Below are 22,938 nucleotides of genomic sequence, written 5' to 3'. Positions count from 1 at the left end.
CCCCTGGGCATTGCCGGGCGAAACAATTCCGCTATACTAGCGCGCTCCGGTGCATTTCGCTCCCTTCGTCTAGTGGCCTAGGACACCGCCCTCTCAAGGCGGGAACACGAGTTCGAACCTCGTAGGGAGCGCCACTTCCGGCCTGGCACGGGCCAAGCCCTTCTGAACAGGCAAGTGTCAGCATGACTTTTGTCGTTACCGACAACTGCATCAAGTGCAAATACACCGATTGCGTCGAGGTTTGCCCTGTCGACGCCTTCCACGAAGGCCCCAACTTCCTCGTGATCAATCCGGACGAGTGCATCGATTGCACCTTGTGCGAGCCGGAATGCCCGATCAATGCCATCTATCCCGAGGACGACGTGCCTGCCGGGCAAGAGTCGTTCGTGGCGCTGAATGCCGAGCTGGCCAAGGGCTGGCCGGTGATCACCGAGCGCAAGGATGCCCTGGCCGACGCCAAGGACTGGGAAAACAAGCCCAACAAGATCGATCTGCTCCAGCGCTAAGCACCGGCGCGGCGACACCGAGCCGCTCGGTCGTTGCCTTTGGAGCACAAAAAACGCCGCCCTTGGGCGGCGTTTTTCATGGGCTGGAGCGGGGGCTCAATTGCCGCCCAGTCGACCCTTGAGCGTATCCACGACCTTGGCGACCGCACCGGCATCACCCTGGGCGCGCACTTCCGAAGCCTGCGAACCGCTGCTGCCCACGGTCAACTGCACCTGATGCGGCGCAGCGCCGGGAGCGTCTTCGCTCTTCTTCGACTTGCCGTTGAACATGCTGCTGAAGAAGCCCTTCTTCTGCACCGGCTCATCCGTGGCGACCACGCTCAACGTGTACGAATGCGCGGCGTCGTCATGGGCCAACACCTGGCCGATGTCACCGTTCTCCAGGGCCTGGCCAACGCGGCGGTAGGTGTTGTCCACGGTGTCGTTGATCACGAAGCCGTCGGCGATCTGGCCACTGCCCTTGCCCACGCGAGCCGTGGCACCGTTGGCGGTCGGATTATTGGCACCCTGCTCCGGAATAACCAGGGCAGCGCTGGTGGAGGGGGTGTCCAGACCCGGCGGGATCTCCAGCGGGGACTCCTGCTTGGCGGTTTGCCAGGCCTTCTCCGAACGGAACATGCCGCAGCCGGAAAGCAACAAGGCGGACAGGGCCAGTACCGGCAGGGTCACGACGAGCGGGGATTTCTTCATGTAAGCAGATTCCGTAGGAGTATCAGTTGCCCGACCTGGGGTCAGGCCGCATTCGCCAAGGATGCCAGACCTGCCAGCGCTTCGGTCAATCGCGCCCGATCCGGACCCTCTTCCAGTTCCACCAAAGGCAGTCGCAACGCCGCCGACCCCAGCCCCAGCGAAGGCAGACCCGCCTTCACCGCGATGGGGTTGGGAGCGCAATTGAGCGCCTGCACCAGCGGTGCCAGCAACGCATCGCAGCGCTGCGCCTCACCCCGGTCGCCCGCCGTGGACGCATCGCACAACATGCGAAACGCACGAGGCGCCAAGTTGGCTACCACCGAGATCGTACCTGCGCCGCCGGCAAGCATGGCCTTGGCCGCCGTGCCGTCGTCGCCCGACAAATAGACGAAATCAGGACGCGCAAGTTCCGCACAGGCGCGAATGCGCTCATCGGCGCCCACGGCTTCCTTGATGCCGATGATGCCTGGATGGTCGCGCAGCCGCGCCACCGTCTCGGGCAGGAGATCGCAGCCCGTGCGGGACGGCACGTTGTACAGCAGCACCGGCAAACCGCCCTGCTCGGCCACCGCGAGGTAATGGCGACGAAGTCCTTCCTGAGTGGGACGCACATAGAACGGAGCCACCACCAGGGCGGCATCAGCGCCCAATACCTTGGCGCGACGGGTCAGCGCCACGGTCTTGGCGGTGCCGGCTTCGCCGGTACCGGCAATCACCGGGATACGACCGCCCACGTGCTCGACTGCAAAAGCGAGCAAACGCTCGTATTCGTCATGCTCCAGCATATGCGCTTCGCCGGTCGAGCCGGCCACTACGACACCCTCGGTACCGTTGTCGATCTGGTAGTCGAGCAGGCGCCCGAAGGCTGCCAGGTCAAGCGAGCCGTCGGCCGCGAAGGGCGTCGCCAGCGCGCAGATGCTTCCGCGAATGTTCAAGACCTGCTCCGGCCAAAATCCAAGCCCTGCATATTACTTGCGGCTTTACGGGGGCGACAAGTAAGCTCGACCGATCTACCTTCCCCGCGATTCGGCGGGGACGCCATGGGTGACCCTCTTTGAACCGACCCTCTGCGCGCTCCGGCGGCGACAACCAGCTGCTGATCCAGACGCTCACCCCCTCGACCCGTACGCCCCTGCTCACGCTGGCACGACGGATTGCCGAGGCCGGCTGCAACCTGGCCGACGCCCGCGTGACCTCCATCGGCGCGGATACGTCGCTGACCTTGCTGGCTACCGGCAGTTGGGATGCCGTCGCCAAACTGGAAAGCGCGCTGGCCAAGCTGGCCCGGGAGGAAGATCTGCACCTGGTGCACTACCGCACCGGCCCGCGCGAGCACCATTCGCACTTGCTGCCGTACCTGATCGAGGTGATTTCGGCCGACCGTCCGGGCATCCTGGTCAAGATCATCGATTTCTTCGATCGGCGCGATATCGTGATCGAACAGCTCAGCTCGTTGCGCTACCAGGCGATGCAGACGGGCGCGGACATGTTCCAAGCGCAGATCACCATCGGCATTCCCGCCGCGACGCACATCGCCGCCCTGCGGGACGATTTCCTGGAGTTCTGCGATGGGCAGAACCTCGACGCGATCATGGATCCGGTGAAGTTCTGATCGCCCGGCCAGCCGGCCGGCGACGCTGAAAAATCGGACTTTTCGCCGCCCGCCGCATGGCCTTTGAGCATGCCCCGAGCCCTCTGTGAGCGCAAGGGCTGTTATCCGGCCACGCACGCGCTAGTCTCTGTTCCCAGGCAGCACCGGAGCAGACGCATGCAGCAGGCGGCACGGGCAACATCCAACGCAGGGTTCGCACCTGCCGCGCCCGCCACGCTCTTCGCTGCCGCACTTCCCTCTCATACCCGCACACAGCCGGAGTCGGCCACGACTCCGCAGGAGAACCCATGCCCGAAGTTGGCAAGAAAGTCCCCAAACTCAAAGGCCCCACGGGCGACGGCAGCGAGCTGAAGCTGGATAGCCTCAAGGGCCAGTGGGTGGTGGTGTACTTCTACCCGAAGGACAGCACCCCCGGTTGCACCAACGAAGCGAAGGATTTCCGCGATCTCTATCCTTCCTTCGTGAAACGCCACGCGCAAATCATCGGCGTCTCGCGCGACTCGGTGAAATCCCACGCCAATTTCGCCACCAAGCAGGAGTTGCCGTTCCCGCTGGTATCGGACCCCGAGGAAACCTGGTGCCAGGCCTTCGACGTGATCCACGAGAAGGTGCTGTACGGAAAACGTCACATGGGTGTCGTACGAAGTACCTTCCTGATCGACCCCGAAGGCAGGCTGGCCCAGGAATGGCGCAACGTGAAAGTGACTGGACACGCCCAGGCCGTACTCGACGCCATCCCCGCCAAGTGACCGATACCCGACCAAGCCGCCGCGCCAGCCTGAGCCCTCGCGGGCCACGGGTCGGCACGCGGCTCCGCTTTCCGGCCGCGCCGGCCGGTACCCCGCGGCATGCCGCATGCCGCGGTTCTTCCACCTCGCACGACGAAGAGGTTTCTTCCGTATGACCGGAAGCAAGCGTATTTACGCGCTCGACACCAATGTGTTGCTGCATGACCCGACCTCGTTGTTCCGCTTCGAAGAGCACGATGTCTTCATCCCCATGACGGTGCTGGAGGAACTGGACGAAAAGAAGAAAGGCGCCTCGGAAGTTTCGCGCAATGGCCGACAGGTCAGCCGCTTCCTCAATGAACTGATCGAACGCGGCAATGGCCATGGCATCAGTAACGGCCTGGAACTGATCAGCCCGGATGGCGTGAACCTCAAGCGTGGCTCGGCGGTAGGCCGACTGTATTTTCAGCAACGCACAAGCAACGGCCACGGCAAGGCCGACAACCAAATCCTGTCGGCGGTGATCGAGCTGCGCGATCAGAACCCCGAGCGTGCGGTGGTGCTGGTCAGCAAAGACATCAATCTGCGTATCAAGGCCAAGATCTACGGCATCCACGCGGAGGACTACGAGAACGACCGCGCGCTGGACGATTTCGCGTTGCTCTACACCGGCGCTACCGAACTCGGCGAGGATTTCTGGGATCGCCACCCGGAAGTGCAATCGTGGAACGAGCGCGGCCGCACTTTCTATCGCGTCGACCGTCGCGATGACGAGAACTGGTACGCCAACCAATGCCTGTTCCTGCCCGGCGAAAACAGCGTGGAACTGCGCGTGCTGCATGTGGACGATCGCCAGGCCACGCTGGTTTTGCTGGATGACCACAGCCATGCCAACCACGCCGTCTGGGGCATCGCCGCGCGTAACCGCGAACAGAACTTCGCGCTCAACGTGCTGATGGACCCGGATGTGGATTTCGTCACCCTGCTCGGCACGGCCGGTACGGGCAAGACCCTGCTGGCGCTGGCCGCGGGCCTTGCGCAAGTGATGGATCAACAACGCTATCGCGAGATCATCATGACCCGCGCCACCGTATCGGTGGGCGAGGACATCGGCTTCCTTCCCGGCACGGAAGAAGAAAAGATGACCCCGTGGATGGGCGCACTCACCGACAACCTCGAAGTGCTCGCCAACCCGGAGGAAGGCGGAAGCTGGGGGCGCCAGGCCACGAACGATCTGCTCGCCTCGCGCATCAAGATCCGCTCGTTGAACTTCATGCGCGGGCGCACCTTCCTCTCGCGCTACCTGATCATCGACGAGGCACAGAACCTCACACCCAAGCAGATGAAGACCCTGATCACTCGCGCGGGCCCCGGCACCAAGATCGTCTGCCTGGGCAACGTCGAGCAGATCGACACGCCCTACCTCACCGAAACCACCTCCGGCCTCACCTACGCGGTGGACCGCTTCAAGCACTGGAACCACTCGGCGCACATCACCTTGCGTCGTGGCGAGCGGTCGCGCCTGGCCGACTTCGCCTCCGAAGCGCTGTAACTGGCAAACACGATGTCCCGGCTCTTGCCGGGACATCGTGGCGCATGCACCGGTAGAAGCTGCGGGCGATAATGGCCCGCATACTCACCGTCGAGCCTCCCCATGCCGCATGTCGCCCCGCCCATCGCCCTCACCATCGCCGGCTCCGATTCCGGCGGCGGCGCCGGCATTCAGGCCGACCTGAAAACCTTCCATGCCCGCGGCGTGCACGGCCTGTCGGTGATCGCAGCGATTACCTCGCAGAACACGCGAGGCGTCACGGCCGTGCACACGGTGCCGCTCACGCACATTCGCAGCCAACTCGCTGCGGTGTTCGACGACTTTCCCATCGGGGCGGTCAAGACCGGCATGCTCGGCAGCGCGGCGGTGACTCGCCTGGTCGCCAAGGAGATGCGCGCGCACCAACCTGCATGGCTGGTGGTGGACCCCGTGATGATTTCCACCAGCGGCGCCCGCCTGCTCGACGAAGACGCCGTGCAAGCCATGGTGGACGCATTGATTCCTCTTGCCGACGTGCTCACGCCCAACGTTCCCGAAGCAGAGGCGCTACTGGGCCGGCGCCTGCGCAAACCTGCGGATTTCGACAAGGCCGGCGAAGCGTTGCTCGCACTGGGCGCACGCGCGGTGTTGCTGAAGGGGGGGCATGCCAACGAACGCGATGTGGTCGATCGCTACTACGACGAGCGCGGCGTGATGGAGCTACGCCACGGTCGCCTGCCCATCGAGGGCCATGGCACCGGGTGCACGCTGGCTTCGGCCATTGCCGCCGAGCTGGCCAAGGGCCACACGCCCCGCTCGGCCGTTCGCCGCGCGGTGGCCTACGTGCACCGTGCACTGGCACGCAGCTATCGCCCTGGTGGCGGCTCGGTACACGTGCTGGGCCACTGAAGGCAGGCCACTCCCGCCAGGCGCCCACGGGAAAGCCCAAAACCACACGCGAACTGAACCAGATCAAGGGGCGGCACGGATCAGAGAGTAGAATGGGGCTTTACGTTCCCAGGCCGCCCCTCACTCCATGATCCTCGCACCGCGCCTTGTCCTGCTGGTCCTGCTGCTGCTGTTCGTGCTCTGCGTGTTGCTGGTGCACCTGCGTGGACGCGCCAAGCTGCGCTTTGACCGTCAGCTGGTGGATCACTCCGCCGTGTTCGCGCCGTATAACCTCTTGATGTACGCGTTCTCGGCCGTACCGGCCCGCCCCATCCTCGATCGACGCGGCTTTCCGCAGTTGGACCTACTGCAGGCCAACTGGCAGGCCATCCGCGAAGAAGCCCTGCACCTGTTCGACGAGGGCTACATCCGCGCCGCGGAAAAGAACAATGACGCCAGCTTCAACAGCTTCTTCAAGCAAGGCTGGAAGCGTTTCTACCTGAAATGGTACGGCGAACCGCTAGCCTCGGCCGAAGCGCTTTGCCCCAAGACCGTGGAACTGCTCAACGCCATTCCCAGCGTGAAGGCCGCCATGTTTGCCCTGCTACCGCCGGGCAGCAAGCTCAATCCGCACCGCGACCCGTTTGCCGGCTCCCTGCGTTACCACCTGGGCCTGATCACGCCCAATTCGGAGGAGTGCCGCATCTTCGTCGACGGCGAAGTGCACAGTTGGGGCGACGGCAAGGACGTGGTATTCGACGAAACCTACGTACATTGGGCCGAAAATCGCACCGACCAGACTCGCGTGATCCTGTTCGCCGATGTGGAGCGCCCGCTGCGCACGCGCTGGATGAACGCGATCAATCACCGCGTTGGCGCCTTCATGGGCAAGATCACCGCCTCGCCAAACACCGAGTCCCCGGAGGAGCAGACCGGCTTCGTCAATCGCGTGTTCGCGCTCAACCAGCGCAACCGTGAACGCAGCCGTACCTTCAAGCGCAAGCACCCCAAGCTGTTCCGCGCCGCCAAGTACCTGGGCATGCTGGTGCTGATCTGGATCATTTTCCTGGCGCCGTGGCCGCTGCTGCGCTGAGCGGTCACATTTTTGCTCGCTGATACGTCCTGGTACGTAGCCCCCAGGAGCTTGCCATGGACCACGCCACTACCCTGTTCGAACAACACCGCCAGCGCCTCTACGGCCTGGCCTACCGCATGCTCGGCACGCCCGCCGATGCGGAAGACGTATTGCACGACGCCTGGTTGCGCTGGCACCAGCAGGAACCGGCGTCGCTGGATGACCCGGAAGCCTGGCTGGTTACCGTGACTACGCGACTGGCGCTCGATCGCCTGCGCCGCGCCAAGACCGAGCGCCAGCACTACCCTGGCCCTTGGCTCCCCGAGCCATTGGTAGCCGAAGCCGAGCAGCCGGAGGTGATGCTCGAGCGCAGCGAGAGCCTGAGCCTTTCTTTTCTCGCCCTGCTCGAACGATTGAGCCCGGACGAGCGCGCCGCTTTCCTGCTCAACCAGGTGTTCGACTACAGCCATGCGGAAGCGGCCAGCATGCTGCAGATCACCGAGGAAGCCAGCCGCCAGCGCACCCATCGCGCGCGCCAGCGTCTGCGGGAAGGTCGCCCGCGTTTCAGCCTGGAACCCGAGGCGCAGCGACGCCTGCTGGAGAAATTCCGGGATGCACTCGAGCAACCCAACCTCGATACCCTGCAGGCGCTATTCACTGCCGATGCCCTGCACGAGGCCGACGGTGGCGGCAAGGTTAGCGCCACGCTCAAGCCGCTCCATGGCAATGAGCGCATCGCGCGCCTGTATTTCCAGATCGCATTGCATTACCGGCAGGTGGGTGCCGTGCATCGCGTCGAATGGATCAATGGCGCGCCGGCACTGCTCACCTGGGTAAACGCCGAACTGGCGACCGTGCAATGGATCGAGACCGATGGCGAGCGCATTCTCGCGGTGCACGCCCTGCGCCACCCGGACAAGCTGGCCCGGTTGCGGTCTGTCACGAATCCGACCGGCCCTGCGTCCTTGGGATAAGCGGCCATGGTGGCCGCCTTGCCAGGAGCCTACCTATGTCTTCCCGTCTTTCGTTCACGAAGTACACCCAGGCCATGAAACCGCTGTTCGATTTCAGCGCCGCCATCCATGCCCAAGGCCTGGAACGTCCGCTGGTCGAACTCATCCTGCTACGCGTATCGCAGCTCAACGGCTGCGCCTACTGCATCGACATGCACTCCAAGGACGCGCGTGCCGGCGGCGAAACCGAGCAGCGCCTGTATGTGTTGCAGGCGTGGCGAGAGGCACCGTTCTACAGTGAACGCGAATGCGCTGCGCTGGCCTGGGCCGAAGCGGTCACCCGGCTGGGCGAGCACGGCGTGCCGACCGATGTCTACGAGCGCGCCTTGGCGAGCTTCGGCGAAGAGGATCTGGTCAAGCTCAACCTGACCGTAATCCTGATCAACGCCTGGAATCGCATCGCCATTCCCTTTGGCGCGATACCTGGCGAATACCAGCCACGCGCCCGCAAAGCCGCTTGAGCTTCAACGTTCCGACGCAGCCGGCGCCGCCCCTTCGACGGCGGTCGCCGGCCGTTCGAGCGCCACAGCCCGTCGCCTCCGTCGCGCCTCCAGGGCATGCAGGTCGACGTCCCGGATGGAGATCGGACGATAGCGCTCATCGAAAGCCACCTCACCGGGCCGCCACCCGGCCCGGCAAGTGATCGACCGCCAGCACCGGCCCAACGTACGCCATTGCTGGCCCGCGATGCCGTGGTCATTGTCCTCGTCCACCGTGGGGTCACCCACGCCCGTGGCGCGCACGGGCTCCCCATAAAGCGCCGTACCGAAGACGATGTCCCACAGTGGGAAAACAAACGCATAGTTACAGGCGTGTAGCGTGGGACGAAGCGGATCCACGCGCATGTGATGCAGCCGATGGTAGCGGGGGTCCACCAACATGCGCCCAAGCACCGGCCCAAAGTGCATGCGGATATTGGCATGCCCGAGGTTCTGCAGTAGCTCGCCCAGCAGCACCAGCAAGGCGTACTCGGTGGGCGCCACGCCAATCAACAGCGCCACCGAGGCCACGATCACTGCTTCCAACAAGTCGTCCAGATAGGCGTCTCGGTCGTTCGACCAGCAACTCAATTGACGCTGGCTGTGATGCAGGCTGTGCAGCGCCCACCACCAGGGAATGGCATGTTGCAGCCGATGCACCACGTAATAGACGAAGTCGTAGATGGCGTAGTAGCACACGAACAGCAACAGTGGATGCCCCGCCAGCCAGGGCAGGCCTTGCTGCACACTGACCAGCCCACCGCCCTCGCCATCGCGGTCGCCGCCCAACCACTGGTTGAGGGGGAACAGCACCAGATAGGTGAACAGCGGTAGCACCACGAACAGCTTGAGCATGGTGTAGCGACCATCGATGGCCGTGGTGCTACGCGTGACCCATCGCTCGGCCGGCCAGACATTTTCCAGCGGACGAAGCACGCACGCGATCAACGCGACCTGTATGGTGGTAAGCACGAAGTACTGCGCGATGTCCGTTGCCTGGCTGTGCAGCCAAGACAGATGCATGGCGAGCAACGATGGCTGCACGATGTGCAGCACCGTCCAACCCAGCAACTTCATCCAAAGCGCATCCAAGGCATGCATCGCGCACATGCAATTGATTGACGTGCGGGAATTCTACGTCGCGCCCCGGAGCACGTTCATGCAGGCATCCGGCGCACAAAAATGCGTCTTTTGGGGCGATTGCAGGATCCTGCAGGCAAAAAAAACCCCTCTCCTGGAGAGGGGTTTTTCAGCGATCAAACCGCTTAAGCCGCGCGAACGCGCTTGACGATGGCGTCGCCGAAGCTGTCGGTCGTGCCCTTGCCGCCGATATCCGGCGTGACGCTGTCGCGATCGTTCGCCATGGTGTCGCGGATGGCCTGGCGCAGCTTGTTGCCCTTGTCCACCATGCCCAGGTGGTCGAGCATGTCGGCCGCGGCCAGCAGCAGTGCGCACGGGTTGGCGATGCCCTTGCCGGCGATGTCCGGCGCGGAACCATGCACAGCTTCGAAAATGGCCGCCTCGGTACCGATGTTGTCGCCCGGGGCCAGGCCCAGACCACCCACCAGACCAGCGCAAAGGTCGGACAGAATGTCACCGAACAGGTTGGTGGTGACGATCACGTCGAACTGCTCGGGCTTCATCACCAGCTGCATGCAGGCGTTGTCCACGATCATCTCGTTGAACTCGATCTGCGGGTATTCCTTGGCGATCTCGCGCGCCACGTTGAGGAACAGGCCCGAAGCGGTCTTGATGATGTTGGCCTTGTGCACGGCCGTGACCTTCTTGCGGCCCTTCTTCACGGCCAGTTCGAAGGCGTAACGCACGATGCGGCTGGAACCCTTGCGGGTGTTGCGCACCATGGAGATGGCGGTTTCGCCGTCCTCGGACACCGACTGGCCTTCGGACAGGTAGGCACCCTCGGTGTTTTCACGCACCGTGATGATGTCGATGTTGTCGAAGCGCGCCTTGGTGCCCGGGAAGCTGATCGCCGGACGCACGTTGGCGTACAGGTCGAAGTGGCGACGCAGGGTGACGTTGATCGAGGTAAAGCCACCGCCCACCGGCGTGGTCAGCGGCCCCTTCAGGGCCACCTTATGCTTGGCGATGGAATCGAGCGTCGACTGCGGCAGCAGGTCGCCGTGCTTTTCCAGTGCGACCATGCCGGCATCGACGAACTCGTAGGACAGACCGCAGTCCAGCGCATCGAGCACGCGCAGCGTGGCGTTCATGATCTCGGGGCCGATACCGTCGCCCGGAATCACGGCAATGGTCTTGCTCATGGGGACACTCCTTGGGATAAGAATCGAGCAACCCTGCGTTGGGGGAGAACAGGGTTATAAATCCCTTCAATTATCCCCCATGCGGTGCCGACCGGCCAGAGCGAAAACGCGGCTGGCCGTTGCAAATCCTCGCATGCAGCATTGAATAAACTCGCATGCGTCAAGGCGGCGGCAAGGAGCAGGCCGCCACCCTGGGGCTTGAGTCAGGCGTGACTGGCGCAGTCAGCGGCCTCAGCGTCACCGGATTCGAGCTGGTCGAGGAAATCCACCGCACGACGCAGGTGCGGAATCACGATCGACCCGCCCACCACCAGGCCCACGCTGAAGGTTTCGAAAAATTCTTCGCGGGTCACGCCGGCCTCTTTGCACTGCGCCACGTGGTAGCTGATGCAGTCATCGCAGCGCAGCACCATGGAGGCCACCAGGCCCAGCAGCTCCTTGGTTTTCACGTCCAGGGCGCCGGGCTTGTAGGTCTGGGTGTCCAGCGCGAAGAAGCGGCGCACCACTTGGTTATCTTCGGACAGGATGCGCTCGTTCATGCGCTTGCGGAAAGCGGTGAACTCCGCCACGCGGTCCTTGCCGGCCTGCTCGTCGTTAGGCTTGCTCATGCCGCACTCTCCAGCAGTTGCGCCAATTTGCCGCTGCGGTCGGCGGCAACCAGGTCGTCGAAGCCGCCCACATGCTGGTCATTGATGAAGATCTGCGGCACCGTGCGGCGGCCGCCGCTGCGCGTCAGCATCGCATCGCGCTGCGCGGGGTCCAAATCGATGCGCACTTCGCTCCACTCCAGTCCCTTGGACTTGAGCAGGTTCTTGGCGGACACGCAGTACGGGCACACTGCGGTGGAATAGACCTCGATCTTGGGCACGACAAACTCCGGAACCGAAAAATGATGCGACCTGCCCCCAAATGGGGTTGTGCGCCGCGGTATACAAGTGAACCGACACCTTTCCGAGGTGTCTCAGATGGTATTGTCGCTGACCTATGCGCATGGCACCACGTCCCACTTCTATGGCCACAGGATCTCACCCCAACCTGAGCCCGGCGCGGACGGGCCAGCGCGCGTCCAAGGAACGGCACCCGCATGAAGATGCACCCATTTGCGGGAGGCCGGCCTTGAAGGCGCGCCCTCTCCGCCGCCTGCTGACGGCCCTTCTGGTAGCGGCCCTGAGCTTTGCCGCCCAGGGGCAGGACCGTGACGTGCGCCTGCCCGACCTGGGCAGCTCCGCCAATGCGCTGATCTCGCCCCAGGAGGCCAAGGAGTACGGCGCCGCCATGCTGCGCCAAATGCGCGCCCTGGACATGGTGCTGGACGACCCCTTGCTGGACGACTACATCAACAACCTCGGCTATCGCCTCGTCGCCGGCAGTGAAAAGCCCAAAGATCACTTCTCGTTCTTCATTGCACGGGAGAACGTGATTAACGCCTTCGCCGCACCGGGTGGCTACATCGCGGTGAACTCCGGGCTCATCGTGATCACCAACAATGAGAGCGAACTGGCGGGCGTGATCGCCCACGAAATCGGCCATATCACCCAGAACCATCTGCAGCGTGCGTTCGAGGCATCCAAGAAGGACACCCCGCTGATGGCGCTGGTGTTGTTGGGCGCCATTGCGGCGGGCGCCGGCGCCGGAGCTGGCGACGCGGCAGGCGCCATCCTGATGGGCGGCCAGGGCTTGCTCATGCAGCGCCAGATCAACTTCACCCGCAAGGACGAGATCGAGGCCGACCGGGCCGGCATCCAGACCCTCGCCAACGCGGGCTACGATCCCACCGCCATGGCCAGCTTTTTCGAGCGCATGGAAGACACCCTGCGCGTAGGCAGTGGCGGCGACCGTGGCGAGCTACCCGCGCTGTTGCAGGATCACCCTGTGACGATGGACCGCATCAGCGATGCCAAGGCCCGCGCCAACGGGCTGGTCGCGCAGCAGAAGCTGCGTCCCAGCGGGTCCACCCTGGACAAGACCCAGTGGGAGAAAAGCACGGCCCCCATCGCCTATGTGAAGGACGCCACCCGCCTCGCCGCCCGCACCGAAGGGAGCGACCTGGACACCTTCCTGCTGATGCGCGAACGCGTGCGCGTGCTGTCCAACGACGCCACCCAGATGGTGAGCTACTACGCCAACAACCTGCAGAACCAGCGCGGCTTTGACACCCCGTCCAACCACTACGGCTATGCGCTCGCCCTGTTGCGCAGCAATCGCGGCGCCAAGGCGGTGGATGAGTTACAACCCCTGCTGACGGCACACCCCGCCAACCAAGTGGTGCGCCTGGCCATGGCCGATGCCAAGCTGCAGGCCGGTCGGCGCGCCGAGGCCCTGGCGATGTATGCCGACCTCAACCAGCAATCGCCCCACAACCGCGCCATCGCCATGGGCTACGCCAAGGCACTGACCGAAGGCGGCAGCCAGGACGAGGCCCGGCAGGCAGCCACCATGCTGATGCCCATGCTGGACAACAACGACGAGCCAGAGCTGTACCGCACCTACGCCCGTGCCGCCGACAAGGCGGGCGACCCGGTGCGCGCGGGCGAGGCCTTCGCCGATGCCTCCTACCTGTCCGGCCGCCCGTTCGACGCCATGGAGCAGCTCAAGCGCCTGCTGCAGCGACCGGACCTGGACTACTACGCTCGCGCCCGCATCCAGGCGCGCATCAACGACCTCACCCCGCTGGTGATGGAGCTGCGCAAGCGCAGGATCCAGACCGACGACAACCCCGATGGCCGCAGCCAGCAGCCGCTCCAGGGCCAAGGCAACTGTGAGGGACGGGTGTGTTTCAGCCTTGGCGATAGCGCTCGCTGAAACGCCTACGGGCGCACGATGACGCCGCCGTCACGTAGCAACGACGTGAAATGTCATCGCGGCGTAACATTGGACCGCTGCAATAATTGCGTCATAGGCCTCCACAGCGGACCCCACGCGTGCACAAACGCATATTGATCGTCGAAGACGAAGCCTCGATCCGCGACATGGTCGCCTTTGCCCTGCGCAAGGCCGGCATGGACGCCATTCACGCCGCCGACGCGCGCGCCGCGCAATTGGCCATTGCCGAACAAGTACCGGACCTCATCCTGCTCGACTGGATGCTGCCCGGTACCAGCGGCCTTGACCTTGCCCGCCGCCTGCGCAAGGAAGAGCTGAGCCGCGAGATCCCCATCATCATGCTCACGGCGCGCGGCGAGGAGATGGACCGCGTCAACGGCCTGGAAGCCGGCGTGGACGACTATGTCATCAAGCCGTTCTCCACGCGCGAGCTGGTCGCCCGTATCAAGGCGGTGCTCCGTCGCAGCCAGGGCGACGATGGCTCAGGCATGGTCGAGCTGGGCGGCCTGCGCATCGACGGCCCCGCCCACCGCGTGTTCGCCGGTGAGGAGCCGGTCACCATCGGCCCCACCGAATACCGCCTGCTGTACTTCTTCATGACGCATCCGGAGCGTGTGTATTCGCGCGCCCAACTGCTCGACCACGTATGGGGCGGCAGCGTGTACGTGGAGGAACGCACCGTGGACGTGCACATTCGCCGCCTGCGCAAGACGCTCGAACCATGGAAGCTCGATGACATGGTGCAGACCGTGCGTGGCGCCGGCTATCGCTTTTCCGCCAGCGTCTAAGCTCTCTATTGCGAGGGAGCGGCGTTTTGCCGATGCTGGCGCACCGCCAACCCGGCGCTCACTAGCTTCCGCCCATGCCCAAGACCTTCGAACGCTCCTGGATGCTGCCGGCCGCACTCGCGGCCGGTTTGCTTGCCGGTGCCTTCGCCGGCTGGCTGGCCGGAGGCCAAGTGGCTGTGGGTTTGGCCGCGGTCGCTATCGTGGAAATCGTCTTGCTCCTGTCCCGAATCCGTCATCAAACACGCCTCATGATGACGACAGACCCCTTGGCAACCTCCCTTCAGCATGACCGTTTCATGACGCGTTCCCGTCGCATCGCCTCCAGTCTGCGCGATCTGCGCAGTGCCGCCGGCAGCCTGCCGGACGCGGTCGTCCTGCTCGACAACGAGCAGCACGTCCGCTGGTTCAACCACGCCGCCGAGGATCTGCTCGGCCTGCGTCGCCCGCAGGATCGCGGCGCGCATCTGGACGAACGGCTGAGCACCACCGAACTCGCCACCTGGTTGAAGGACGGTGCGCGCGAGCCGCTCAACGATGTGGCTGCACCCGGCCTGCCCAATCGCCACATCAACGTGACGCTGCTGCCGTTCGGCCGCCGTCAACGCTTGCTGCTGGCGCGCGACATCAGCCACCTCACGCGTCTGGAGCAGATCCGTCGCGACTTCGTGGCCAACGTGTCGCACGAGTTGCGCACGCCGCTCACGGTGATCCACGGTTATCTGGAATTGATCGATCCCGAGGATGTGCCCGAACTCGCACCGGTGCTCACCGAAATGCGCGCGCAGTCCAAGCGCATGGGTCAGATCGTGGAAGACCTGCTCACGCTCTCGCGTTTGGAAACCCAGGAGCACGTGCAGGACGAGCGCGTGCAGATGACGCCGCTGCTCGCCACCATTCGCAAGGAAGCCGAGGCGCTCAGCCAGGGCCGTCACACCATCGTGGTCGAGGCCACCGCCGAGGCCGACCTGCTCGGTTCGGTGAAGGACTTGCACAGCGCCCTCTCCAACCTGGTGAGCAACGCCGTGCGCTATACGCCCACCGGCGGACGCATCACCATCCGCTGGCGTCGCACGGCGGATGGCGCGGTGTATTCGGTGACCGATACCGGCTACGGCATCCCCGCCTCACACCTGGCGCGACTCACCGAACGCTTCTATCGCGTCTCCTCCAGTCGCTCGCGCGAAAGTGGCGGCACCGGCCTGGGCCTGTCCATCGTCAAGCACGTACTGAACCTGCACCAGGCGCGCCTGGACATTCAGAGCGAGCCAGGCCAGGGCTCCACCTTTTCCTGTTGGTTCAGCAACGAGCGCCTGCTGGCGCCGAGTTCGGGCGACCCGGATTGACCCCTCGCCCGATGTAGGCAAGGCGCTTCACCGTGCGCCGACTGAACGCCGGTCACACTACGCGGCAGTGCGCCATGCCACGGCGCGCCGCATGGGACAGAATGGAGGGATGCGCCGTAAACCCGCCACTCCTTCGCCGGTCCTCGATCGTGCCGCCCCCGAGCTCTACCTCAGCCGCGAGCTGGCGGCGCTCGAGTTCAACTTCCGTGTGCTCGCTCAGGCCCGCGATGCCCGCATCCCGCTGCTGGAGCGGTTGCGCTACCTGAGCATTGTCGCCAACAACCTCGACGAGTTCTTCGAGGTGCGCGTGGCCATGCTCAAGCACCATCACATGTTCGGGTCAGCCGCGCCGGGACCCGATGGTCTCTCCTCCGGTGAATTGCTCACGCGCATCCGCAAGCGCGTGCTCGACCTGGTGTCCGAGCAATACCAGTTGTGGCAAGGCGAGATCGGCCCCGAACTGGATGCCGAAGGTATCCATTTCCTCAAGCGCGATCGCTGGACCGAACGCCAGCGGCGCTGGCTGCAGGGCTATTTCGAGAACGAGGTGATGCCGGTGCTGTCGCCGCTGGGTTTGGACCCCGCGCATCCGTTCCCGCGCATCCTCAACAAGACGCTCAACATCGCCGTGGTACTCAAGGGTCGCGACGCCTTCGGGCGCGAGGGTCACATGGCCCTGGTGCGCGCGCCGCGCTCGCTGCCGCGCATCATCCGCCTGCCCGACGAGGTGTGCGACGGCGGCGTGCACTACATCTTCCTGGCCGAACTGCTGCAAGGATTCGTGGACCTGATGTTCCCCGGCTTCAAGGTTGCCGGGTCGTACCAGTTCCGCGTCACCCGCAACAGCGAGCTGATGGTGGAAGAGGCCGAGGTGGAGAACCTGGCCCGCGCGCTGAGCGAGGAATTGATTGGCCGCGGTTACGCCCGCCCGGTGCGCCTGGAGATCGGCAACGACTGCCCCAAGTCCATCGTCTCCATGCTCATCGGCAATTTCGAGCTGGAAGAAACCGACGTCTATCGTTGCGACGGGCCGGTCAACATCATCCGCGCCGGCACCATCTATGACGGCCTGGATCGTCCCGACCTCAAGTTCCCTCGCTTCGTGCCCCAGTTGCCGCAGGCGTTCAAAGAAAACCGCTGCAAGTTCGAAGTGCTGCGCCAACGCGACGTGCTGCTGCACCACCCCTACGAATCGTTCGCGGCGGTGGTGGATTTGCTGCGCCAGGCCAGCCAGGACCCGGCCGTGCTCGCCATCAAGCAGACCCTGTACCGCGCCGGTGAGGACACCCCGCTGGTCGATCTGCTGGTGGAGGCCGCGCGCAACGGCAAAGATGTCACCGTGGTGATCGAACTGCGTGCGCGTTTCGACGAAGAGGCCAACATTCGCCTTGCCACCCGCCTGCAGGAGGCCGGCGTGCAGGTGGTCTACGGCGTGGTGGGCTACAAGACGCACGCCAAGATGCTGCTGATCGTGCGCCGCGAGGACGAAACGCTGCGCCGCTATGTGCACTTGTCCACGGGCAACTATCACCAGGCCAATAGCCGCAGCTACACCGACATCGGCCTGATGACCGCGCACCCGGGTATCGGTGAGGATCTGCACAAGGTGTTTCAGCAGCTCTCCGGCCTGGGGCCGGTAATCGAGCTGCAGCACCTGCTGCACTCGCCCTTCACGCTGTACCCCAGCGTACTGGAGAAGATCGAGCGCGAAACGGCGCACGCGCAGGCCGGGCGCCCCGCCCGTATCGTGGCCAAGCTCAACGCACTCAACGAAGCGCATGTCATCCAGGCCCTGTACCGTGCCTCGCAGGCCGGCGTGGAGATCGACCTGATCGTGCGCGGCGCCTGCACCTTGCGCCCTGGCCTGCCGGGCGTGTCGGAGCGCATTCGTGTGCGCTCCATCATCGGCCGCTTCCTGGAGCACAGCCGCGTCTATTGGTTCGCCAACGATGGCACGCCAGAGCTCTACTGCGCCAGCGCCGACTGGATGGAGCGCAACCTCAAGCGCCGTATCGAGGTCGCTTTCCCCATCCTCGACCACACGTTGGCGCAGCGCGTCTACGAGGAAACGCTCGCCAACTATCTGGCCGACAACACCGAAGCATGGCTGCTTGACGACAAGGGCCGCTACACACGCGCCACGCCTGGCATCGAGCCTCCGCACAGTGCGCAGCGCTGGCTACTGGCAAAGTTGGTGCCTGGCCCGACCTGAGAGCCAGTTCACGATCTCCGCGCAAACCGCTGCCGGCGCGGGCCACGCCGAGATGGTGAGCAGACTCTAAGCGAACGCCTCGATTTCGTAGCGAGGCCGTAGCGTGCGAGAATTCTCACCATGCTGCCCGATATGAGCCCCGCATGAGCCAAGGCGATCCGACCCCGATCAAGGATGGCGAACTGATCGCCGCTGTGGATATGGGCTCCAACAGCTACCACATGGTGGTGGCACGCGTAGAACACGGCGAACCCCGCGTTATCGATCGACTGCGTGAAACCGTGCGTATGGCGGCTGGCTTGCGCACGGACGGCACGCTGGACGCGGAACATCGTGCGCGCGCCATCAACTGCCTGGCTCGCTTCGGCCAGCGTATCGCGGGCGTGCCCTCCATTCGGGTCCGCGCAGTGGCCACCAACACGGTGCGGCGACTGGCCTCGCCGCAAGGCTTCCTGACCGCGGCGGAAACCGCGTTGGGGCACCCCGTGGAAATCGTCTCGGGACGTGAAGAAGGCCGACTGATTTTCCTTGGCGCCTCGCACGACCTGCCTGCCTCACGCGAGAGCCGACTGGTGATCGACGTGGGTGGCGGCAGTACCGAGTTCATCATTGGCCGCGGCTTTGCCCCCATGCACACGGAAAGCGTGCAGGCCGGCTGCATCGCCTCCACCCTGCGCTTTTTCCCAGGTGGCAAGCTCAATCGCAAGCGCTGGCAGCGTGCTACCGCCGAAATCGGTGTGCTGCTGCAGCAGTTCGCCGAGGACTACCGGGAGTCCGGCTGGGTGGAGGTTTATGGATCCTCCGGCACCGCCAAGGCGATCGGCTCGGTGGTGCAGGCCATGAAACTCTCCGACGACGGCATCACGCCCGCCTCGCTCGCGTCGCTGCGCGATGCCCTGCTCACGCAAGGACAGATCGGCTCGCTGAAGCTGCCCGGCTTGGCCGAGGACCGCGCCCCCGTGATCGCCGGCGGCGTGGCCATTTTCGAAGCCGCCTTCGCCGCGCTGGGCATCGAGCGCATGCGCGTGTGCCAAAGCTCCATGCGCGAAGGCCTGTTGTGGGACCTCATCGGCCGCGCCGGCGGCACCGATCCGCGCACCGCCAGCATCGACGCCCTCGCCAGTCGCTACGGCGTGGACCGCGCCCAGGCACGTCGCGTGGAATCGACCGCACTGATGTTCTTCGATCAGGTGGCGCGCATCTGGAAGCTCGATGCCGAGGCGCGCGAATGGCTGTCGTGGTCCGCGCGCGTGCACGAGATCGGCCTCGCCATCGCGCACAGCCAACACCATCATCATGGCGCCTATATCCTGCGCCACGCCGACCTGGCCGGTTTCTCGCGCCAGGAGCAGCAACTGCTCGCGGCCATCGTGGAGTCGCACCGCCGCAAGCCGGACAAGGCGGTGTTCTCCGCCCTGCCGCAGCGCTACCGCTTACTGGCCCGCTACATCACCGCCCTGCTGCGCCTGGCGGTATTGTTCCGCCGCGCCCGACGCGCCGAGTCGCTGCCCCCCATGCAACTGGCCGCAACCAGCCAGCGCCTGCGCCTGAGCATCCCCTCCGCCTGGCTGGACCAGCACCCGTTGAGCGAGGCCGATCTGGAGCAGGAGCAGGCCCCGATGAACGAGCTGGGTCTGTTGCTGGAAGTCCACCCATCCTGAGTCCAGGCCACACGACCGGAACCGCGCACGAGCCACGGCGCGCGCCGGCCGCGTATGATGTCTGGATGCCACACGCCGCCCGACCCGCCATGTCCCGACTGCTGCTCGCCACGCTCCTGCTGTTTTCGCCCCTTGCGCTGCTGGCGCAGACGGCCAAACCCGCCACACCGGCCGCGGCGACAGCCGCCCACCCGCAAGTGGTGCTGCACACCTCGCAGGGCGACATTACGCTTGAGCTGTATCCCGACAAGTCGCCTCGCAGCGTCGCCAACTTTCTGCAGTACGTGCGCGATGGCTTCTACAGCGGCACGGTGTTCCATCGCGCCATTCAGGGTTACCTGGTTCAGGGCGGCCTCTATACCCGCGACCTGCAAGCCAAGCGCACCCGCTCGGCCATTCCCAGCGAGGCGGACAATGGCCTCTCCAACCTGCGCGGCACCGTGGCCGTAGCGCGCGGCGCGGACCCGAACTCCGGCACGTCGCAGTTCTTCTTCAACCTGGTGGACAACCGCCGCCTCGACTTTGTCGGCAACCAGAGCGGCCTCACCTGGGGCTACGCCGTGTTCGGCAAGGTCGTGAAAGGCATGGACGTGGTCGACAAGATAGCCGCCCTGCCCACGCGTGGCCTGGGCCCCTTCGCGGGCGACGTACCCAATCCGCTGATCGTGATCGACAGCGCCAATGTGGTGGGCGAGGAATCGAGCCCGACACAGCCGGCCGCACCGGCCGCCACCAAGGGCGACAAGCCGGCCGGCAAGACCAAGGGCTAAGGCTTCATGGCAACGTTATTCATCGCCGACCTGCACCTGGACGACAGCCGTCCGCATATCACGCAGTTGTTCGAGCAGTTTCTCGCCAGCGAAGAAGCACGCTCCGCCGACGCGCTCTACATCCTCGGCGACCTAGTGGAAGCCTGGGTCGGTGACGACGACGACGCCGAGCTGCCCAAGCGCATCGCACACGCCACGCGCACACTGCGCGATGCTGGCGTGCCGGTGTACTTCATGGTCGGCAACCGCGACTTCCTGCTGGGCGAAGACTACGCCCAGCGCGCCGGTTTCACCCTGCTCGAGGACGGCACGGTGCACACGCTCTATGGCCGCCCCACCCTGCTGATGCACGGTGACGTGCTATGCACGGACGACGTCGCCTACCAAACGGTACGCAAGCAAGTACGCAACCCGGAATGGATGGCCCAAGTACTCGCGATGCCGCTACCGGCACGACGCGCCTTTGCTGCCAAGGCGCGCGAGGACAGCCGCGCTCACACGGGCAGCACCCTGGAAACCATCATGGACGTAAACGCCGACGCCGTTGCCCAAGCCATGCGCCAGGCTGGCGTCACGCGACTGATCCATGGCCACACCCATCGCCCGGCGGTGCATCGCCTGGATCTGGATGGACAGCCCGTCGAACGCATCGTGTTGGGCGACTGGTACGAACACGGCTCAGTGCTGCGCATCACGCCTGATAGCACGGACCTGCGCGGCCTCTCACTGAGCTGAGCGGATGCGCGGCCACGCCACGCACCCCATCAACATCCTCACTCAATGATGCTCTTCATGGGGCGCACCCCGCGGTGCGCTGGCATGAGGTGCAGGCGCATGGCTCGCCGCTGGCGCTCGTTGCTGCGGCGCACGGTAGCTGGGTGCACGATAGGGCGACGCCGGCCCGCCATAACTGGGGTAGCGCGCAGTGTGCGCCACATACCCACCGCCCGTACCCATGGAACGAGCCGGCTCGCTCGCCGGCATCTGCGCCGTGTGCGCCCTATACCCGCCATCGCGATTCATCGTACGCACCGGACCGCCGGAGGATGCGCCAGGCCCAGCGTGTGGCGCGAACCCTGAGGAGCGCAGCGCCATGTCGCTATGCGCGGCGGGTGACGTCGCCGGTGAACCCATTCGCTGCGTATTGAAAGCTGCGGCCGAAGGGGGCGCCGCCGCATGCAGCGCGCCCGCCGTGGTCGTGCCGCCGATGGCTGGCGCGCCCCGATTGAACGACGCGCGCATGGACGGATCGCGGCTCGCCACCGTGCTCTGCCGCGTCTGCGCCGCGACCGCAGGCATGTGCGACTCGCGTGCGAAGGCCATTTCCTGCGCATTGGGTCGCGCATTGATACCGCCCCGCCCACCGTTGAAGCTGGTGCGATTGACGCTCACGTTGTTAACCGTGGTGTTGTACACGTGGGTGATATGCACGTTGTCGATGCGATTGACCGACCGGTTGTAGAAAAACGCACCTCCGCGCCAGTAACCGCCGGCATAGCCCACTCCACCGTAGCCGAAGCCATAGTTGATGCCGCCATAGAACCCCACGTGCCGGCCCCAGTAACCCATGTGGAATACGTAGAGCCCGCCTGACCATCCCCACCAACCTGGCGTCCACAACGCACCGACGTAAGGCGGTAGCACCCAGGTGCCAGGCACCCAGTAATAGCCGTCATCGCCCCACGCCCAATAGCCCGGCACCCAGATGTAGCCCGGGCCAGGAATTACCGGCTGCACGTACACAGGCAGCGGTGGCGGCGGCGTGCCCACGGAAATACCCACGCCTAGCGATACGCTGGCCTCGGCACGATGAGGTGCAGCGACGCCGACCAGCACTGCCAACGATAAGGCCAGGGCACAAGTCAGGCGACGACGCGATACAGAAGCTTCAAACCGTTGCACGACCATGGCGAGTCCTCCGCGGCAGGTGGCCTGGGGACAATAACGTGCAGCGGCGCGCTGCGTGATACGTCGTGCATGACACATGGTTGCGGATGGTTCAGTCGCATGCATCGCACATGAACCCGGCAAGTCCCCGAAGAAGGCCAGATACGCAAAAAGCCCCACAAAGGGGGCTTTTTGCGTATCTGGCGGAGAGAGAGGGATTCGAACCCTCGATAAGGCTTTTGACCCTATACTCCCTTAGCAGGGGAGCCCCTTCGGCCTCTCGGGCATCTCTCCGTTTTTTGTCCACATTGCTGCGGAGCCGGCAAGGATACTAACCGGCGAGCTTTAGGTAAAGCTTTTTTGCCTGTCAGTGATCGCCGGCGCCACCGGACGTGCTGCTATCCGGTTCGTGCTCGTTCTTGATCCGTTGATAGATCTCTTCGCGATGCACGGCGACGTTCTTGGGCGCATTGATGCCAATACGCACTTGATTGCCTTTCACGCCTAGAACGGTAACGGTCACCTCGTCACCGATCATCAAGGTTTCACCGACCCTGCGGGTCAGAATCAACATGTTTGCCACTCCATGAATACTTTGGTCATAGGCCAACAGACGGCTGTGCCTCACCCCTGAGCTTCACCGTCCGCAC

Annotated in this window: 23 protein-coding genes and 2 tRNA genes; 16 read left to right on the top strand and 9 right to left on the bottom strand. The window is 64.6% G+C overall.

Going from position 1 to position 22,938, the window contains the following annotated elements:
* The first annotated feature begins 58 nt into the window (after window positions 1-58).
* Window positions 59-134, top strand: a tRNA-Glu gene (locus AC3G2C_RS02205).
* Window positions 135-182: 48 nt separating this feature from the next.
* Window positions 183-506 carry a ferredoxin FdxA gene (gene fdxA, locus AC3G2C_RS02200; protein ID WP_488382968.1) on the top strand — a complete coding sequence of 108 codons (324 nt, stop codon included), beginning with the start codon at window positions 183-185 and terminating at the stop codon, window positions 504-506.
* Window positions 507-602: 96 nt separating this feature from the next.
* Here the strand turns inward: fdxA and AC3G2C_RS02195 are convergent, their stop codons facing one another.
* Both AC3G2C_RS02195 and dapA read right to left on the bottom strand, forming a co-directional pair.
* Window positions 603-1,196, bottom strand: coding sequence for a hypothetical protein (locus AC3G2C_RS02195; RefSeq protein WP_488382967.1), 594 nt, complete (start codon window positions 1,194-1,196; stop codon window positions 603-605).
* 41 nt (window positions 1,197-1,237) lie between these two features.
* Window positions 1,238-2,131 carry a 4-hydroxy-tetrahydrodipicolinate synthase gene (gene dapA, locus AC3G2C_RS02190; protein ID WP_488382966.1) on the bottom strand — a complete coding sequence of 298 codons (894 nt, stop codon included), beginning with the start codon at window positions 2,129-2,131 and terminating at the stop codon, window positions 1,238-1,240.
* A 119-nt stretch (window positions 2,132-2,250) separates the two neighbouring features.
* On the opposite strand from dapA, the gene AC3G2C_RS02185 reads away from it, so the two are divergent.
* The 7 genes from AC3G2C_RS02185 to AC3G2C_RS02155 all read left to right on the top strand — a co-directional run bounded on the left by AC3G2C_RS02185 (window position 2,251) and on the right by AC3G2C_RS02155 (window position 8,504).
* On the top strand, window positions 2,251-2,808 hold the full coding sequence (locus AC3G2C_RS02185; RefSeq protein ID WP_488382965.1) for a glycine cleavage system transcriptional repressor: 558 nt from the start codon (window positions 2,251-2,253) through the stop codon (window positions 2,806-2,808).
* Between the two features lie 287 nt (window positions 2,809-3,095).
* Window positions 3,096-3,557: a peroxiredoxin gene (locus AC3G2C_RS02180; protein ID WP_488382964.1), complete on the top strand. Its 462-nt coding sequence runs from the start codon at window positions 3,096-3,098 to the stop codon at window positions 3,555-3,557.
* A 151-nt stretch (window positions 3,558-3,708) separates the two neighbouring features.
* Complete coding sequence (locus AC3G2C_RS02175) at window positions 3,709-5,088, top strand: PhoH family protein (RefSeq protein ID WP_488382963.1); 1,380 nt, start codon at window positions 3,709-3,711, stop codon at window positions 5,086-5,088.
* Window positions 5,089-5,190: 102 nt separating this feature from the next.
* Window positions 5,191-5,976, top strand: a complete 786-nt coding sequence (gene thiD, locus AC3G2C_RS02170) for a bifunctional hydroxymethylpyrimidine kinase/phosphomethylpyrimidine kinase (protein ID WP_488382962.1) — start codon at window positions 5,191-5,193, stop codon at window positions 5,974-5,976.
* Between the two features lie 127 nt (window positions 5,977-6,103).
* Window positions 6,104-7,048 carry an aspartyl/asparaginyl beta-hydroxylase domain-containing protein gene (locus AC3G2C_RS02165; protein WP_488382961.1) on the top strand — a complete coding sequence of 315 codons (945 nt, stop codon included), beginning with the start codon at window positions 6,104-6,106 and terminating at the stop codon, window positions 7,046-7,048.
* A gap of 56 nt (window positions 7,049-7,104) precedes the next feature.
* Entirely contained in the window at window positions 7,105-8,004 is a 900-nt protein-coding gene (gene sigJ, locus AC3G2C_RS02160; RefSeq protein WP_488382960.1) for an RNA polymerase sigma factor SigJ, read from the top strand.
* A gap of 35 nt (window positions 8,005-8,039) precedes the next feature.
* A complete protein-coding gene (locus AC3G2C_RS02155; protein WP_488382959.1) occupies window positions 8,040-8,504 on the top strand; it encodes a carboxymuconolactone decarboxylase family protein in 465 nt (154 codons plus the stop codon).
* A gap of 3 nt (window positions 8,505-8,507) precedes the next feature.
* On the opposite strand, the gene AC3G2C_RS02150 is transcribed toward AC3G2C_RS02155, so the two are convergent.
* The 4 genes from AC3G2C_RS02150 to grxC all read right to left on the bottom strand — a co-directional run bounded on the left by AC3G2C_RS02150 (window position 8,508) and on the right by grxC (window position 11,672).
* Window positions 8,508-9,599 (bottom strand): sterol desaturase family protein, encoded by a 1,092-nt coding sequence (locus AC3G2C_RS02150; RefSeq protein ID WP_488382958.1) that lies wholly within the window; start codon window positions 9,597-9,599, stop codon window positions 8,508-8,510.
* Window positions 9,600-9,787: 188 nt separating this feature from the next.
* Window positions 9,788-10,804 (bottom strand): isocitrate dehydrogenase, encoded by a 1,017-nt coding sequence (locus tag AC3G2C_RS02145; RefSeq protein WP_488382957.1) that lies wholly within the window; start codon window positions 10,802-10,804, stop codon window positions 9,788-9,790.
* 203 nt (window positions 10,805-11,007) lie between these two features.
* Window positions 11,008-11,412 (bottom strand): carboxymuconolactone decarboxylase family protein, encoded by a 405-nt coding sequence (locus tag AC3G2C_RS02140; protein WP_488382956.1) that lies wholly within the window; start codon window positions 11,410-11,412, stop codon window positions 11,008-11,010.
* A complete protein-coding gene (grxC, locus tag AC3G2C_RS02135) occupies window positions 11,409-11,672 on the bottom strand; it encodes a glutaredoxin 3 (protein WP_488382955.1) in 264 nt (87 codons plus the stop codon). Before grxC ends, AC3G2C_RS02140 begins: the two co-directional genes overlap by 4 nt.
* A gap of 248 nt (window positions 11,673-11,920) precedes the next feature.
* Here grxC and AC3G2C_RS02130 point away from each other — a divergent pair, with 248 nt between their 5' ends.
* From AC3G2C_RS02130 to AC3G2C_RS02100, 7 genes are all read left to right on the top strand, one after another.
* Window positions 11,921-13,606, top strand: coding sequence for a M48 family metalloprotease (locus AC3G2C_RS02130; protein ID WP_488382954.1), 1,686 nt, complete (start codon window positions 11,921-11,923; stop codon window positions 13,604-13,606).
* A 119-nt stretch (window positions 13,607-13,725) separates the two neighbouring features.
* Window positions 13,726-14,415, top strand: a complete 690-nt coding sequence (gene phoB / locus AC3G2C_RS02125) for a phosphate regulon transcriptional regulator PhoB (RefSeq protein WP_488382953.1) — start codon at window positions 13,726-13,728, stop codon at window positions 14,413-14,415.
* Window positions 14,416-14,489: 74 nt separating this feature from the next.
* The gene (phoR, locus tag AC3G2C_RS02120) at window positions 14,490-15,758 is read left to right on the top strand and encodes a phosphate regulon sensor histidine kinase PhoR (RefSeq protein WP_488382952.1); all 1,269 of its coding nucleotides are present in this window, start codon (window positions 14,490-14,492) and stop codon (window positions 15,756-15,758) included.
* Window positions 15,759-15,867: 109 nt separating this feature from the next.
* The gene (gene ppk1, locus AC3G2C_RS02115; RefSeq protein WP_488382951.1) at window positions 15,868-17,970 is read left to right on the top strand and encodes a polyphosphate kinase 1; all 2,103 of its coding nucleotides are present in this window, start codon (window positions 15,868-15,870) and stop codon (window positions 17,968-17,970) included.
* 143 nt (window positions 17,971-18,113) lie between these two features.
* Window positions 18,114-19,631: a Ppx/GppA phosphatase family protein gene (locus AC3G2C_RS02110; protein WP_488382950.1), complete on the top strand. Its 1,518-nt coding sequence runs from the start codon at window positions 18,114-18,116 to the stop codon at window positions 19,629-19,631.
* 89 nt (window positions 19,632-19,720) lie between these two features.
* Entirely contained in the window at window positions 19,721-20,401 is a 681-nt protein-coding gene (locus AC3G2C_RS02105; RefSeq protein ID WP_488382949.1) for a peptidylprolyl isomerase, read from the top strand.
* A 6-nt stretch (window positions 20,402-20,407) separates the two neighbouring features.
* Window positions 20,408-21,136, top strand: a complete 729-nt coding sequence (locus AC3G2C_RS02100; protein WP_488382948.1) for a UDP-2,3-diacylglucosamine diphosphatase — start codon at window positions 20,408-20,410, stop codon at window positions 21,134-21,136.
* A 42-nt stretch (window positions 21,137-21,178) separates the two neighbouring features.
* Here AC3G2C_RS02100 and AC3G2C_RS02095 read toward each other — a convergent pair whose 3' ends face one another.
* The 3 genes from AC3G2C_RS02095 to csrA all read right to left on the bottom strand — a co-directional run bounded on the left by AC3G2C_RS02095 (window position 21,179) and on the right by csrA (window position 22,862).
* Window positions 21,179-22,309, bottom strand: a complete 1,131-nt coding sequence (locus AC3G2C_RS02095) for a YXWGXW repeat-containing protein (RefSeq protein WP_488382947.1) — start codon at window positions 22,307-22,309, stop codon at window positions 21,179-21,181.
* A 180-nt stretch (window positions 22,310-22,489) separates the two neighbouring features.
* Window positions 22,490-22,582 (bottom strand) — tRNA-Ser (locus tag AC3G2C_RS02090).
* A 73-nt stretch (window positions 22,583-22,655) separates the two neighbouring features.
* On the bottom strand, window positions 22,656-22,862 hold the full coding sequence (gene csrA, locus AC3G2C_RS02085; protein WP_488382946.1) for a carbon storage regulator CsrA: 207 nt from the start codon (window positions 22,860-22,862) through the stop codon (window positions 22,656-22,658).
* Window positions 22,863-22,938: the final 76 nt, after the last annotated feature.

The organism is Frateuria sp. sgz306004, assembly GCF_057750885.1.
This window is presented reverse-complemented; position numbering and strand designations above follow the sequence as displayed.